Annotated in this window: 14 protein-coding genes; 6 read left to right on the forward strand and 8 right to left on the reverse strand. The window is 71.5% G+C overall.

Annotated elements, in window-relative coordinates; genetic code table 11:
- Positions 1–172 precede the first annotated feature (172 nt).
- The 5 genes from DEI82_RS09750 to DEI82_RS09770 all read right to left on the reverse strand — a co-directional run bounded on the left by DEI82_RS09750 (position 173) and on the right by DEI82_RS09770 (position 6,263).
- Entirely contained in the window at positions 173–1,294 is a 1,122-nt protein-coding gene (locus DEI82_RS09750) for a phosphate ABC transporter substrate-binding protein PstS (RefSeq protein ID WP_111036649.1), read from the reverse strand.
- A gap of 207 nt (positions 1,295–1,501) precedes the next feature.
- Entirely contained in the window at positions 1,502–2,452 is a 951-nt protein-coding gene (locus DEI82_RS09755; RefSeq protein WP_111036650.1) for an NUDIX domain-containing protein, read from the reverse strand.
- On the reverse strand, positions 2,449–4,614 hold the full coding sequence (locus DEI82_RS09760) for an RNA degradosome polyphosphate kinase (RefSeq protein WP_111036651.1): 2,166 nt from the start codon (positions 4,612–4,614) through the stop codon (positions 2,449–2,451). Before DEI82_RS09760 ends, DEI82_RS09755 begins: the two co-directional genes overlap by 4 nt.
- A gap of 91 nt (positions 4,615–4,705) precedes the next feature.
- Positions 4,706–5,581, reverse strand: a complete 876-nt coding sequence (gene mshD, locus DEI82_RS09765) for a mycothiol synthase (protein WP_111036652.1) — start codon at positions 5,579–5,581, stop codon at positions 4,706–4,708.
- Complete coding sequence (locus DEI82_RS09770; RefSeq protein ID WP_181434755.1) at positions 5,574–6,263, reverse strand: winged helix-turn-helix domain-containing protein; 690 nt, start codon at positions 6,261–6,263, stop codon at positions 5,574–5,576. The genes mshD and DEI82_RS09770 overlap by 8 nt, the downstream gene beginning before the upstream one ends.
- Before the next feature lie 145 nt (positions 6,264–6,408).
- Between DEI82_RS09770 and DEI82_RS09775 the strand changes: the two genes are divergently transcribed.
- From DEI82_RS09775 to DEI82_RS09785, 3 genes are all read left to right on the forward strand, one after another.
- The gene (locus DEI82_RS09775; protein WP_111010526.1) at positions 6,409–6,684 is read left to right on the forward strand and encodes a hypothetical protein; all 276 of its coding nucleotides are present in this window, start codon (positions 6,409–6,411) and stop codon (positions 6,682–6,684) included.
- Between the two features lie 247 nt (positions 6,685–6,931).
- Complete coding sequence (locus tag DEI82_RS09780) at positions 6,932–7,528, forward strand: FABP family protein (protein WP_111010525.1); 597 nt, start codon at positions 6,932–6,934, stop codon at positions 7,526–7,528.
- Positions 7,529–7,530: 2 nt separating this feature from the next.
- Positions 7,531–8,655, forward strand: coding sequence for a folate-binding protein YgfZ (locus DEI82_RS09785; RefSeq protein ID WP_111036654.1), 1,125 nt, complete (start codon positions 7,531–7,533; stop codon positions 8,653–8,655).
- A gap of 51 nt (positions 8,656–8,706) precedes the next feature.
- On the opposite strand, the gene DEI82_RS09790 is transcribed toward DEI82_RS09785, so the two are convergent.
- Complete coding sequence (locus DEI82_RS09790; RefSeq protein ID WP_111036655.1) at positions 8,707–9,480, reverse strand: class I SAM-dependent methyltransferase; 774 nt, start codon at positions 9,478–9,480, stop codon at positions 8,707–8,709.
- A gap of 67 nt (positions 9,481–9,547) precedes the next feature.
- Here DEI82_RS09790 and DEI82_RS09795 point away from each other — a divergent pair, with 67 nt between their 5' ends.
- On the forward strand, positions 9,548–10,291 hold the full coding sequence (locus tag DEI82_RS09795) for a phosphoglyceromutase (RefSeq protein WP_111013084.1): 744 nt from the start codon (positions 9,548–9,550) through the stop codon (positions 10,289–10,291).
- 96 nt (positions 10,292–10,387) lie between these two features.
- Here DEI82_RS09795 and DEI82_RS09800 read toward each other — a convergent pair whose 3' ends face one another.
- Positions 10,388–10,930, reverse strand: a complete 543-nt coding sequence (locus DEI82_RS09800) for an ATP-binding protein (protein WP_220037259.1) — start codon at positions 10,928–10,930, stop codon at positions 10,388–10,390.
- A gap of 48 nt (positions 10,931–10,978) precedes the next feature.
- A complete protein-coding gene (gene phoU, locus DEI82_RS09805) occupies positions 10,979–11,635 on the reverse strand; it encodes a phosphate signaling complex protein PhoU (protein WP_111036706.1) in 657 nt (218 codons plus the stop codon).
- A gap of 173 nt (positions 11,636–11,808) precedes the next feature.
- Between phoU and DEI82_RS09810 the strand changes: the two genes are divergently transcribed.
- Positions 11,809–12,972, forward strand: coding sequence for a cell wall metabolism sensor histidine kinase WalK (locus DEI82_RS09810; protein WP_111013085.1), 1,164 nt, complete (start codon positions 11,809–11,811; stop codon positions 12,970–12,972).
- Positions 12,969–13,649 (forward strand): response regulator transcription factor, encoded by a 681-nt coding sequence (locus DEI82_RS09815; protein ID WP_111036656.1) that lies wholly within the window; start codon positions 12,969–12,971, stop codon positions 13,647–13,649. The genes DEI82_RS09810 and DEI82_RS09815 overlap by 4 nt, the downstream gene beginning before the upstream one ends.
- Positions 13,650–13,773: the final 124 nt, after the last annotated feature.

The following is a 13,773-nucleotide window of genomic DNA, read 5'->3' on the forward strand; positions in this document are numbered from 1 at the left end:
GGTGGGGTGTGCTCGGTGGCTGCGGGGCCGGGAGGAACGGTGCGGGTCGGGTGGACCGCGCGCCGGTCGGAGCCGCTCGCGGTCGGAGCCGCTCGCGGTCAGGCCCGTGAACGGGTCCGGCCCAGACGTCCGGTCGGATGGGTGGTGACCGGGCGTCTGGGCTGACACGGTGTCACTTGATGGTGGCGACGGCCTTCTGGACCTTGCTCGCGAGGTCCGAGGACAGCGGGGCAGAGCCGGCCTGCTGCGCGGCGGCCTGCTGGGCGTCCGACGAGGCGACGTAGTCCAGGTACGCCGTGACGAGGCCGGCCTTGCTGCTGTCGCTGTACTGCTGGCACGCGATGGCGTACGAGACGAGCACGAGCGGCCAGGCGCCCTTCGCGGTGTCCTTGCGGTTGATGTCGATCGCGAGGTCGTTCTTCGCGCGGCCCGACACGACGTCGGAGTCCGCGACGACCTTGGCTGCGCCGTCGGCGCTGATCTTGGTGGCGGTGCCGCCGACCATGAGCTTGGCCTTCGAGAGGCTGCCGGCGCCGGAGTCGTCGATGTAGGTGATCGAGTTCGACGCACCACCCATGGCGCTCGCGACACCCGAGGTGCCCTGCGCGCCGTCACCGACCTTGTACGGGTAGGTCTGGCTCGGGGCGGCGTTCCAGACGTCCGACGCGTTCGCCGAGAGGTACTCGGTGAAGTTCTGCGTCGTGCCCGAGTCGTCCGAGCGGTGGATCACGTTGATCGAGGCGGACGGCAGCGACGCGCTCTTGTTGAGCTTGGCGATCGCCGGGTCGTTCCACTTGGTGATCGTGCCCTTGAAGATGCCGGCGACGGTCTCGGCGTCGAGCGTGAGGTTCTTGACGCCGTCGACCTTGTAGGCGATGGCGATCGGCGAGATGTAGATCGGCAGGTCGATGCCCTTGGTGCCGGTCTTGCACTCCTTGAAGTCGCCCGACAGCTCGGTGTCGGCGAGTGCTGCGTCGGAGCCGGCGAAGTCGGCGGCGCCGGAGATGAAGCTCGAGCGGCCCGCGCCGGAGCCCTGCGGGTTGTAGTTGACCGTCACGCCGGACGCCTTCGACTGGAAGCCCGAGATCCAGGTCGTCTCGGCGGTCCCCTGCGCGCTCGAGCCGATGCCGTTCAGGGTGCCGGAGAGGCTGGAGAGGTCCGCGCCCGTCGAGGCGGAGGACGAGGCGCTGGCGGAGCTGCCGCTGCCGCTGCCCTCGTTCGCCGCGCAGGAGGAGAGCACGATCGCGCCGGCGATCGCGATGGCCGCGACCGAACCGATTCGCTTGATGTTCACAGGGGTCCCTTCGGGGATGTCAGGTGCAGGGGCGGCCGGTGGGTGGCCGACCTGCGAGTGACAGTAAGGAAGGGAGGTGACGGGGACGACGCCGCTCGGTGAACGACGGGTGAACGAGCGGGGAACGGGATCGCGGGATCGTGCGGCGCGGTGCCGACCGCGCTATACGTGGATCCGTGTGTGCCCGCTCCGGCACCGCAGGGCGCGTCAGTCGTGGACGCCGGACGAGTGGGTCTCGACGGCGATGAGCTCGTCGTCGGCGATGTGCAGCACCGCGAAGTCCCCGGTCGAGAGCATCGCGGCCCGGTGCAGGTCGAAGCGCGAGTCCTCGCCCGAGGTCGCAGCGGCGATGTGCGTGATGATGTCGGGGAGCACCGGGCCGTGCGAGCAGAGCACGGTGGTGTGTCCCTTCCGGAGCCGCTTGCGCACGACCCCCGGCACGTCGCTCTTGCCGTGCTCGTGGGCGTCCTGGCTGATGTCGGCGGTGCTCGTGACGCCGATCTTCGTCCGCGCCGAGAGCGGCTCGACCGTCGCCAGGCATCGCGCGGCCGTGCTGCTCACGATCTTCCGCGGGCCGAAGGCGGCGATCGCCGGCGCGACCTGCTTGGCCTGCGTCCGCCCGACCGGCAGGAGTGGCCGGGTGGCGTCGGGTCCGCTCCACTGGTGCCGCGGCGTGGTCTTGCCGTGCCGGAGGGCGATCATCGCGAACGTCCGGTGCTGGCCCACGGCGGCCCGTTCGGCGAAGCGGTCGAGGATGGCGATGTCGCGCTCGTACGTGAGCATCGACCGTGCGGCGTCGATGTCCACCCACTCGAGCGCGGCGACCTCGTCGTTCGGGTGGAAGGCCCCGGCCCGCTCGATCTCGGTGTCCTTGACCTGAGCCACCCAGTAGTGGACGACCTTGTCGCGGCCGTTCGGGAGCACGTACTCGGCCGTGCCGATCGGGGCGCCGAGGTGCACGCGGTAGCCCGTCTCCTCACGGATCTCGCGGACCGCTGCATGCGGCACCGACTCGCCCGGGTCCACCTTGCCCTTGGGGAACGAGACGTCCTTGTGGTGCTCGCGGTGGATCAGGAGCACCTGGGGGCCGCTCTCGTGCCGTCGCCAGCACACGGCACCGGCGGCGACCACGAGGCCGTCGGGTGTCGTCTGGCTCATCGGGAGGAACGCTTCCGCGCTGAGATCTGGCGCATCAGGCTGTCCTGCAGGTCGAGTAGGGGTTCGCCGTCGTCGTCCACCGCGTGCCGGGTCCACTCGCCGTCGGACTCGAGGTGCCACGAGCTCGTGGTGTCGGCCATCGCGAGGTCGAACAGCCGCTCCATCTCGTCGATGTGCCGCGGCGCGGTGAGTCGGACGAGGGCCTCGACGCGGCGGTCGAGGTTGCGGTGCATCATGTCGGCACTGCCGATGTAGACCGCCGGGTCGCCGCCGTTGTGGAACGAGAAGACCCGCGAGTGCTCGAGGTACCGGCCGACGATGGAGCGCACGCGGATGGTCTCGCTGTAGCCCTCCATCGCGGGCTTGAGCGAGCAGATGCCACGGACCCAGATGTCGATCGGGACACCCGCCTGGCTGGCGAGGTACAGGGCGTCGATGATCTCCTCGTCGACCATCGAGTTCACCTTGATCCGGATGCCCGAGGGCTTGCCCGCGAGCGCGTTCACCGTCTCGGTGTGGATCCGCTTGAGCAGGCCCTTGCGGAGGTGGAGCGGGGCGACGAGCAGCCGCTTGAACTTCTTCTCGATCGCGTAGCCGGACAGCTCGTTGAACAGGCGGGTGACGTCCTTGCCGACCTGATCGTCGGTGGTGAACAGCCCCATGTCCTCGTAGATACGGCTCGTCTTCGGGTTGTAGTTGCCCGTGCCGATGTGCGTGTAGTGCCGCAGTCCGTTCTTCTCCTGGCGGATCACCAGGGCGATCTTGCAGTGCGTCTTGAGCCCGACGAGTCCGTAGACGACGTGCACCCCGGCACGCTCGAGCTTGCGCGCCCAGCCGATGTTGTTCTGCTCGTCGAACCGGGCCTTGATCTCGACGAGTGCGAGCACCTGCTTGCCGGCCTCCGCGGCGTCGATCAGGGCCTCGACGATGGGGCTGTCACCCGACGTCCGGTAGAGCGTCTGCTTGATGGCCAGGACGTTCGGATCGGCGGCGGCCTGCTGCAGGAACGCCTGCACGCTCGTGGAGAAGGACTCGTACGGGTGGTGGACGAGGACGTCTTCGCGTCCGATCGCGCGGAACAGGTCGGGCTTCATGTTCGGCTCGTCGGGCTGCAGCTGCACCGCCGTGGTGGGCACGTGCCGCGGGTAGTGCAACTCCGGGCGGTTGATCTTGGCGATCTCGAACAGTCCGCCGAGGTCGAGCGGCGACGGCAGACGGAAGACCTCTTGCTCGGTGACGTCGAGCTCGCGGATGAGCAGGTCGAGGGTCACCGGGTCCATGTCCTCGGTGATCTCGAGGCGGATCGGCGGCCCGAACCGGCGTCGGAGCAGCTCGCGCTCGAGCGCCTGCAGGAGGTTCTCGGCCTCGTCCTCCTCGATCTCGACGTCCTCGTTGCGGGTGACGCGGAACACGTGGTGCTCGACCACCTGCATGCCGGGGAACAGGTCGTCCAGGTGGTTCGCGATGAGGTCCTCGAGCGGGATGAAGCGCAGCCGCCCCGACCCGTCGTCCGGGAGCTGCACGAAGCGCGGGAAGTTCTGCGGCACCTTGAGCCGGGCGAACTCCTGTCGCTCCGTCTTGGGGTTCCGGACCCGCACCGCGAGGTTGAGGGAGAGCCCCGAGATGTAGGGGAACGGGTGGGCCGGGTCGACCGCCAGGGGCATGAGCACCGGGAAGATCTGGTCGGTGAAGTACTCGTCCATCCGGACGCGGTCGGCCTCGGCCAGGTCCGACCAGTTCTCGACGTGGATCCCCGCGGCGTCGAGGTCGGGCTTGAGCGAGTCGCGGAAGGCGTGCGCGTGGCGGTCCTGGAGCTCGTGGGCGTCGCGGGCGATGTCGGCGAGCACGTCGAGCGGGGCGCGGCCCACGTTCGTCGGCACGGCGATGCCGGTGTCGATGCGGCGCTTGAGCCCCGCGATGCGCACCATGAAGAACTCGTCGAGGTTCGAGGCGAAGATCGCGAGGAAGTTCGCACGCTCGAGCAGGGGAACCGCGCGGTCCTCGCCGAGTTCGAGCACGCGCTGGTTGAACCGGAGCCAGCTGAGCTCGCGGTCGAAGTACCGATCCGTCGGCAACGACTCGTGCTCGACGCGGACGATCTCGTCGAAGTCGTCGAGATCCGGGGTGACGGATTCGCCGTCCAGCTGCGGCTCGGTTTCCATGGACTCATCCTGCCATCCGGGTCCCCCACGCGGTGGTGGTGGGACGACCTCGTGGAGAACCCAGGGCGAACGGACGACGTGGAGGCGTCGGTCAGGGTGCCCCGTACTGCACGTCCACCGCGTGCTCGGTGAACCCGGTGCGACGGTAGAGCGCGAGCGCCGGGACGTTGTCGCCCTCGACGTAGAGCGCCGCCGCGGTGAGTCCCCGCCCGCGCAGACGCGCCATCCCCGCGCGCATGAGCACGCCGCCGATCCCCTGCCCCTGCAGGTCCGGGCGCACGGCCACGGCGTAGAACTCACCGATGCCGTCCTCGACCTTGAGCCAGCAGGAGCCGGCCAGCCGGGGATCGTCACCGCGTCGGAGGAGGAGCAGGTCGGCACCGTCGAACCACGGCTCGCGCTCGCGGTCGCGGAGGTCGTCGAGCGTCATCCGGCCCTGCTCCGGGTGGTGCGCGAACGCGGCGGCGTTGAGGTCGAGCCAGGCGTCCTCGTCGATGCCCGGGCGGAACGCGTCGACGTGCTGGTCGGCCGGGAGGCCCGGGTCGGCCGCGACGCGGACCTCGCCTCCGCCCGCCGCTGCGGTCCCGGCCCCTGCGCTCCCCTCCGTGAGTGGGGCGCGCAGCTGGAGCAGCCGGCGGACGGGGTGCCACCCGGCCCGGGCCGCGAGGGCCTGCGCCGCCGGTGCGTCGCCGTGGGCCCATGCGAGCGACGGAGCCGGTCGGACCGCGAGCGCACGGTCGACGAGCGCGGTCCCGATGCCGCGGCCCCGGGCCTCCCGGCCGACCGCGAGTTCGAGTTCGCCGTCGCGCAGCACCGCGGCCCCTCGGCCGTCGTCGTCGCTGAGGACGCGGGCGCGTCCGGCGCGGACGTCGACGAGGGTCTGGTCGGAGAACGGCGGTGCCTCGCCGTGGGCGGCGGCCTCGGCCGCGAGCGCCCGGACGAGGTCACCCCCTGCGGTGTCAGACACCGTCGCCGGCCAACCGGTCGGCGTCGTCGTCGTACACGTTGAAGCGGTAGCCGACGTTGCGGACCGTGCCGATGAGCGACTCGAGGTCCCCGAGCTTCGCGCGCAGGCGCCGGACGTGGACGTCGACCGTGCGCGTGCCGCCGAAGTAGTCGTAGCCCCAGACCTCGCTGAGCAGCTGCTCGCGCGTGAACACCCGTGAGGGGTGGGTCGCGAAGAAGCGGAGGAGCTCGAACTCCTTGAAGGTGAGGTCGAGCGGCCGGCCGCGCACCTTGGCCGAGTAGCTCGCCTCGTCGATGACGACGCCCGACGCCTGGATCTTCGACCCGGACTGCGCCTGGGAGGCCCGGCCCACGACGAGGCGGATGCGGGCGTCGACCTCGGCCGGGCCGGCGGTCTCGAGCACGACGTCGTCGATGCTCCACTCGCTGTTCACCGCGGTGAGTCCACCCTCGGTCACGACGAGCACGACCGGCGTGGTCGATCCGGTGGTCGAGAGGATCTTGCAGAGGGACTTCGCGCTCACGAGGTCCGTCCGGGCGTCGACGAACATGAGGTCGCTCGACGGCGCGTTGACCAGCTGCGAGGCCTCGGCCGGGACATGTCGGATGCGGTGGCTCAGGAGACCGAGCGCGGGCAGCACCTCACCGGGCGCGGTCGAGGTGAGCACCAGCAGCTGGGCCACGGAACCTCCAGGACGGGTCGGGGCGGTCCCCCACATCCTAGTGACGCCCCCGGACGGACCCTGCGCCTGCGCCTGCGCCCGCTCCCGCTCCCGGTCCCGGTCCCGGCACCGGCCGCACGCCCCGCACCGGTGCGATGATGTGACGATGAGCGACACGACACGGACGAGCCGCATGACCACCCTGTCGGTCGTCCCGGTGTGGGTGCTCGCCGTGGTCGGGGCCGTCCTCGTCCTGCTGCTCGCGCACGAGGACCCCTTCGCCTGGATGCTCCTCGTGCTCGTGGGCAGCGTGCTCGTCGGCTTCGTGCTCCAGCTCGCGACCCAGACCAAGGACGGACTCGTGCTCCGCATCAGCGCGGCGTCGTCCGGGGCGTTCGTCGTGGTGCTCGTCGGGACCGTCCTGCTGCTCGTCCGAGCGTGACGGGCGCGACGGGCGCGACGGGCGCCTCCGGCCGGACGGGGCCGACGGCCTGACGGATCGCCCGGCCTGCGGCTCGCCGTCCGCGCCGGACGCGGGAGCGTCAGGGCCGCCGCGTAGACTCCGGGCATGGATTCGCTGCTCCCGCTCGAGCTCTTCTACGTGGGTCTCCTCGGGCTCGCGTCGCTCGCCATCGCGTTCACATCGGTCGTCGTGCTCGTCAAGCTCTTCAAGGGTCAGCGCTGACCCGATGATCGACATCCCATCGAACCTCCCGGCCGAGCTCGTCCCGCTGTCCTGGCTCATCGGCGTGTGGGAAGGCACGGGCGTCGTGCACTACCCCGTGGGCGACGACGTCCGTGAGCACGAGTTCGGCCAGCGGGTCAGCTTCAGCCACGACGGCCTGCCCTACCTCAACTACTCGTCGTCCGCCTGGCTCCTCGACGAACGGCAGACGCCACTCACCGCCGAGATGGGCTACTGGCGGCTCGACCGTCCGTCCGAGCCGGGGGACCGCGGTCCCGCCATGCTCCTCGGCGAGGGCGCGATGCCGTTCACCACGGCGCGGAGCGTCGAGGCGCTCCGCAACAACGACGACGGCTTCGACATCGAGGCCTCGATCATCCACCCGACCGGCGTCAACGAGCTCTACGTCGGGCGTATCCACGGGCCCCGGATCGATCTGTCGACCGACGCCGTGATGCGCTCCTCGAACGCCAAGGAGTACTCCGCGGCGACGCGCATGTACGGCCTCGTCGAGGGCAAGTTGTTCTGGGCGTGGGACATCGCGGCGCTCGGGCAGGAACTCACCTCGCACGCCTCCGGGCAGCTCGCCCGGGTCGAGTGACCATGTCGAACGCCGACGGCACCACCTCGCCGGACCGGGAGGGCACCCCCTTCGCGAGGCGGGACGGGTACGTCGACGACGGCGCGGGTGTCGCGGCGCACTACGGCAACCCGCTCGGCGAACAGCGTCTGCTCGAGCGGGGCCGCGCCGTGGTCGACCTCGGCACGTACGGCGTCGTCACGGTGACGGGCCCGGACCGGCTGTCGTGGCTCAACTCGATGACGACGCAGCTGTTGCTCGGCCTCGCTCCGGGCGTCCCGACCGAGACCCTCGTGCTCGATGCCTCCGGACGACTCGAGCACGCGGCACGCGTCGTCGACGACGGCACCACAACCTGGCTCGTGACCGACCCCGGCGACGCCGCCCCACTCGCGGCGTGGCTGACGTCGATGCGGTTCATGCTCCGCGTCGACGTGGCCGACCGGTCCGCCGAGCACCGGGTCGTCGGCGCCTTCGCGGACGCGCCCCTGGCCGCGGTCGCCCCCGTCGTCACCTGGACGGACCCCTGGGCCGCGATCGCCGTCGGCGGCTGGAGCTACGCCGACCCGTCCGACCACCCGGGCCGGGACTGGTCGCTCCGTCTCGCCGTGCTCACGCCCGCGGACGCTGCCGCGCTCGCCGCGTCCGACGTGCCCGCCGCGGGCACGCTCGCCCTGGAGGCCCTGCGCATCGCCGCGTGGCGCCCGCGTCTCGCGGACGCCGACGAGCGAACGATCCCGCACGAGCTCGACTGGATGCGTTCCGCCGTCCACCTCGACAAGGGGTGCTACCGCGGGCAGGAGACCGTCGCGAAGGTGCACAACCTCGGGCATCCGCCGCGCCGCCTCGTGCTCCTGCACCTCGACGGCTCCCAGGGGGTCCTGCCCGCGCCGGGCGCCGTGGTCCGGGCGCAGTCCGACGACGCCGAGGTCGGCAGGGTCACCGCGGTGGCGACGCACCACGAGCTCGGTCCGATCGCGCTCGCGGTGGTCAAGCGCACGGTCGACCCGACCGCGGTCCTCGTCACGGACGCCGAGGACACCGTGGTCACGGCCGCGCAGCAGGTGATCGTCCCGCCGAGCGCGGGGGCGACGGCGGACGTGCCCCGGATGCCGCGCCTCGGCGCGGTCCGTCGCCCGACCTCCTGACCCCTGTGCCGCCGACGTCGGTCCGGCGGCGGCGCGCTGATCCGGCCGCGCTCACGCCGGCGCGACCGCTGACCACGGCACGGTCACCTCGCCGAGGCGCCATCGGGTGACGCCGTGGAGGACCGGCCAGCCCCGGTCGCGCATCGCCCGGACGGTGGCGATCCACCGCTGGCGGGGCCCGTAGGTCCCGAGCGGCGCGGCGACCGCCCACGCGTGGTCGAGGTCCCGCAGGTAGTCGTGCACGCGCTCCCCGGGAACGTTCCGGTGGATGAGTGCCTTCGGCAGCCGTTCGGCCACGATCGAGGGGGCCTCGAGTCCGGCCAGGCGGAGCGACACCGTGAGGGTCTGCGGGCCGCCCCGCGTGACGTCGATCCAGCTCGCGACGCGGCCGACCTCGTTGCACGTGCCCTCGACCAGGACCCCGTCGGGCTGGAGTCGGTCGGTCATGAGCGCCCAGGCGGCCGGGACCTCGTCCTCGGCGTACTGGCGGAGCACGTTGAACGCGCGGATGACGGCGGGGCGACGACCCCGGGGCGTGGGTGTCTCGAACCCGCCGAGCCGGAACGTCACCCCGTCACGTTCGGCGAGCCGGGCGATCCGGACCCGCTCGGGCTCGATCTCGATCCCGGTGACCTCGACGTCGGGCCGGACTCGCACCAGGCGGTCCCGGAGTTCGAGCGTGGTCGTCGGGCTCGCCCCGTAGCCGAGGTCGGCCACGAGCGGATCGTCCGTGCGGCGCAGCACCGGGAGTGCGGCGATCCACCGGTCCACGCGCCGCAACCGGTTCGTGCCGGTGGTGCCGCGCGTGACGTTCCCGATCGGCATCCACCCAGGGTAGGGCCAGGGCGGGCTCGTCCGATCGGGCCTCCGGGCCGCTCGGTAGACTCCGGGCATGACCTCGACACTCGTCCTCCTGCGGCACGGCAACAGCGACTGGAACCAGAAGAACCTCTTCACCGGTTGGGTCGACGTGCGGCTCAGTGAGCTCGGCGAGCAGGAGGCGAAGCGTGCGGGGCAGCTCATCGCCGAGTCGGGGATCGTGCCCGACGTCCTCTACACCTCGGTGCTCACGCGGGCGATCCAGACGGCGGACATCGCCCTGCTCGAAGCCGACCTCGCGTGGCTGCCGGTCAAGCGGAACTGGCGTCTCAACGAGCGGCACTACGGCGACCTGCAGGGCAAGGACAAGGCGCAGACGCTCGAGCAGTACGGCGAGGAGCAGTTCATGGAGTGGCGTCGGTCGTTCGACGTCCCGCCGCCCCCCATCGCCGACGACGCCGAGTGGTCCCAGGCGCACGACCGGCGGTACGCGGGCCTCGGCGACGACCTGCCGCGGACGGAGTCGCTCGCGCTCGTGATCGACCGCCTGCTGCCGTACTGGCAGTCGGACATCGTGCCCGACCTCGCGGCGGGCCGCACGGTGCTCGTCACCGCCCACGGCAACTCGCTCCGGGCGCTCGTCAAGCACCTCGACGGCATCTCGGACACCGACATCGCTGGCCTCAACATCCCGACGGGCATCCCCCTGGTGTACGAGCTCGACGACGAGCAGCGTCCGACCGGTCCCGGCCGGTACCTCGACCCGGACGCCGCCGCCGCGGGTGCCGCCGCGGTCGCCGCTCAGGGCAAGAAGTAGGGGCAGCTCCCGGCCTTCCCCCTCCCCGCCGAGATCGCACAACGCGCCGCTCACCTCCAGAGGTGAGCGGCGTGTTCTGCGATCTCGGCGCCCTCTTCAGGCGCCGAAGTGCCGGCTGATCTCCAGCACCAGTTGCGCGACGTCGAGGGCCGCGCCGGTGTCGACCCGTACGACGGGCCCGAGCCCGACCGGCCCCGCGGCGGCCGCGTGCTCGTCCCAGAAGGCGAGCACGTCCTCCAGATCGCCGTGCGTGGGGTGCCGCAGGGGCGAGCCGGGGTCGTACCGGTCGCGCAGGCGTTCCTCGGCGACCGTCCGGTCGACGTCGCACCAGACCTCGACGAACCGCGGGGACCCGGCGCGCGCCAGCCCCGTCACGAGGTGCTCCCGATCACGCGTCGGGAGCCACACCGCGTCGAGCACGACGCCGGCTTCGACCGCCGCGGCCATGCCCCAGACGGTGTCCATCGCGACGCCGCCCAGTGCTCGCGACGTGATCATCGGGCCCGCGATGTCGGCGAGCGGTTCCTTGACGGCGTCCTTCGACAGGAGCGGGCATCCGAGCACCTCGGCCAGGCCGGCCGCGAGCGTGGTCTTGCCCGATCCCGGGAGTCCGTTGACGAGGATCGCGACGGCAGCCATACGACCATCCTCGCAGAGCCGGGTCGGCCATCGGCCCGGCGGGTCCGGCTACTCGGCCGTCGCGCCCACCCAGTCGCCGGTCGCCAGGTACTGCACCTTCTTGGCGATGGACACGGCGTGGTCGGCGAAGCGCTCGTGGTACCGGCTGGCGAGGGTCGCGTCGACGGTGTCGATCGTCGCGCCCTTCCAGGTCTCCCCGAGCACGGCGTCGAACACGCTGGCGTGCAGCTCGTCGACCCGGTCGTCCTCGTCACGGATCTCCTCGGCGAGGGTGACGTCCTCGGTCAGGAGCAGCCGCGCGAGCTTGTCGGCCATCGCGACGTCGAGGGCGCCCATGTCGCGGAACGTGGAGCGGAGGCTCTTCGGGACGACCTTCTCCGGGAAGCGGTAGCGGGCGAGCTGCGCGATGTGCTCGGCCATGTCGCCCATGCGCTCGAGCGAGGCGCTGATGCGGAGCGCGCTGACGACGGTCCGGAGGTCGCGGGCGACGGGGGCCTGGCGGGCCAGGATGTCGATCGCGAGCTCGTCGAGCGACTGGGCGGCGTGGTCGATCTTCGCGTCGTCGGCGATCACCTGCTCGGCGAGCGCGACGTCCGAGTCGTTGAACGCCGTGGTCGCGCGGTCGATCGCGGTCGCCACGAGTGCGGCGATCTCGGCGAGCCGCTCCTGGACGTCCTGGAGCTCCTGCTGGAACACTTCGCGCATCATGAGCCCTTCCGTCGGCACATCTCACCTGGTGCATCGTCGGCGGATGCCCGAACAGTGTCGGCCGTCCAGGTGAACGGACGGTGACGGCCGACTGAACGGTCGTCGCGGCACCCCCGGTCCTCCGTGGACCGGGGGTGGAGGGGTGCGCGTCCGTCCTTACACTGGCGTCCATGGACAACGCGTGGCTCGTGCCACTGTCGATGCTCCTCGGCGGTGTGTTCGGTGCGGGCGTCGTGGTGTTGGTGATCGCGGCGGAGCGGACCGCCCGGGCGGCCGACGTCGCCGAGCGGCACCTGCCGGACGGCGTCGCGGCGGTGATCGCGACGATGCACAACCCCGCGGTGGTCGTCGACCCGTCGAACACGGTGGTCGCGGCCTCGCCGCAGGCGCTCGTCGTGGGCCTCGTCGTGCGGCGGCGGCTCGTGCACGACGAGCTCGTCGACCTCGTGGACCGGGTGCGCCGCAGTGGCGAGAACGCGACCGAGGACCTCGAGCTGACCCGGGGGAGCCGCGACGCGGTCGGGTACCTCGGGTTCCGGGCGGCGTTGCTCGGGAACCGGTACGTGCTGCTCACCGCCGACGACCTCACCGAGAGTCGACGGATCGACGAGGTCCGTCGTGACTTCGTCGCGAACATCTCTCACGAGCTCAAGACCCCGATCGGTGCGATCGGCCTGCTCGCCGAGACCCTCGTCGCGGCGGCGGACGACCCGGAGCACGTCCGCCGGTTCGCCGCCCAGCTCGTGACCGAGTCCGAGCGGCTCGGCGCACTGACGAAGGACATCATCGAGCTGTCCCGGCTGCAGTCGCTCGACGTCGTCGAGACGAGCGAGGAGGTCGCCGTGGACGGCATCGTGCAGGCTGCGATCGACGCGAACTCGGTCGTCGCCGCGAGCCGCGACATCCAGATCGTCCGCGCCAAGAAGTCGAAGCTCCGGGTCATGGGCGACGCGGCGCTGCTCCAGGTCGCGGTCTCGAACCTCGTCGCGAACGCGGTCAAGTACTCACCGGACCACACCCGCGTCGGACTCGGCGTGCGGCGGGCGGACGGCTTCGTCGAGATCACCGTCACCGACCAGGGGGTCGGGATCCCGGAGGTCGACCTGGACCGCGTGTTCGAGCGGTTCTACCGGGTCGATCCTGCGCGGTCCCGGGCGACCGGCGGCACGGGCCTCGGGCTCGCGATCGTCAAGCACATCGTCGCGAACCACGGCGGCGACGTCCGCGTCTGGTCCCAGCCCGGCCGCGGATCGACGTTCACCATCCGGATCCCGGAAGCCGACCCCGAACTCACATCAGCCCTCGAAGAGCACCTGGAAGAGCAGCAATCGTGACCCACATCCTCATCGTCGACGACGAACCCGCCCTGAGCGACCCCCTGAGCTTCCTGCTGCAGCGCGAGGGCTACGAGACCACCGTGGCCGCCGACGGCATCGCCGCACTCGCGCAGTTCGACGCCGTGACGCCGGACCTCGTGCTCCTCGACCTCATGCTCCCGGGGCTGCCCGGCACCGAGGTCTGCCGACAGATCCGGACGCGGTCGAACGTGCCGATCATCATGCTCACGGCGAAGGACTCCGAGGTGGACGTCGTCGTGGGCCTCGAGCTCGGTGCCGACGACTACGTCACGAAGCCGTACTCGACCCGCGAGCTCCTGGCCCGGATCCGCGCGGTGCTCCGGCGCCGCGTCGACGACGACCAGGCGGACAGCGGCGTGCTGCAGGTGGGCGCCATCCGGATGGACGTCGAGCGGCACACGGTCACCGTGGACGGCGCCGAGACGCCGATGCCGCTCAAGGAGTTCGAGCTCCTCGAGCTGCTCCTCCGGAACGCCGGGCGCGTCCTGACCCGCGGTCAGCTCATCGACCGCGTGTGGGGGTCCGACTACTTCGGGGACACGAAGACCCTCGACGTGCACATCAAGCGGATCCGCTCGAAGATCGAGCGGACGCCGTCCGTGCCCGAGGTGCTCGTCACCGTGCGCGGGCTCGGCTACCGCATCGAGGCCTGATCCGGCGGCCGCCGACTGGGAGGGACGGTGCGGGCCCGACCCGCGCCTCCCGGCCGCGCGCGGCGCTGCCTGCCCGGCGCTGCGTCCGCGGCGCTGCCTGCGCGGCGCTGCGTCCGCGGCGGCC

This window comes from Curtobacterium sp. MCBD17_019 (assembly GCF_003234555.1).
Taxonomy (GTDB): Bacteria; Actinomycetota; Actinomycetes; order Actinomycetales; family Microbacteriaceae; genus Curtobacterium.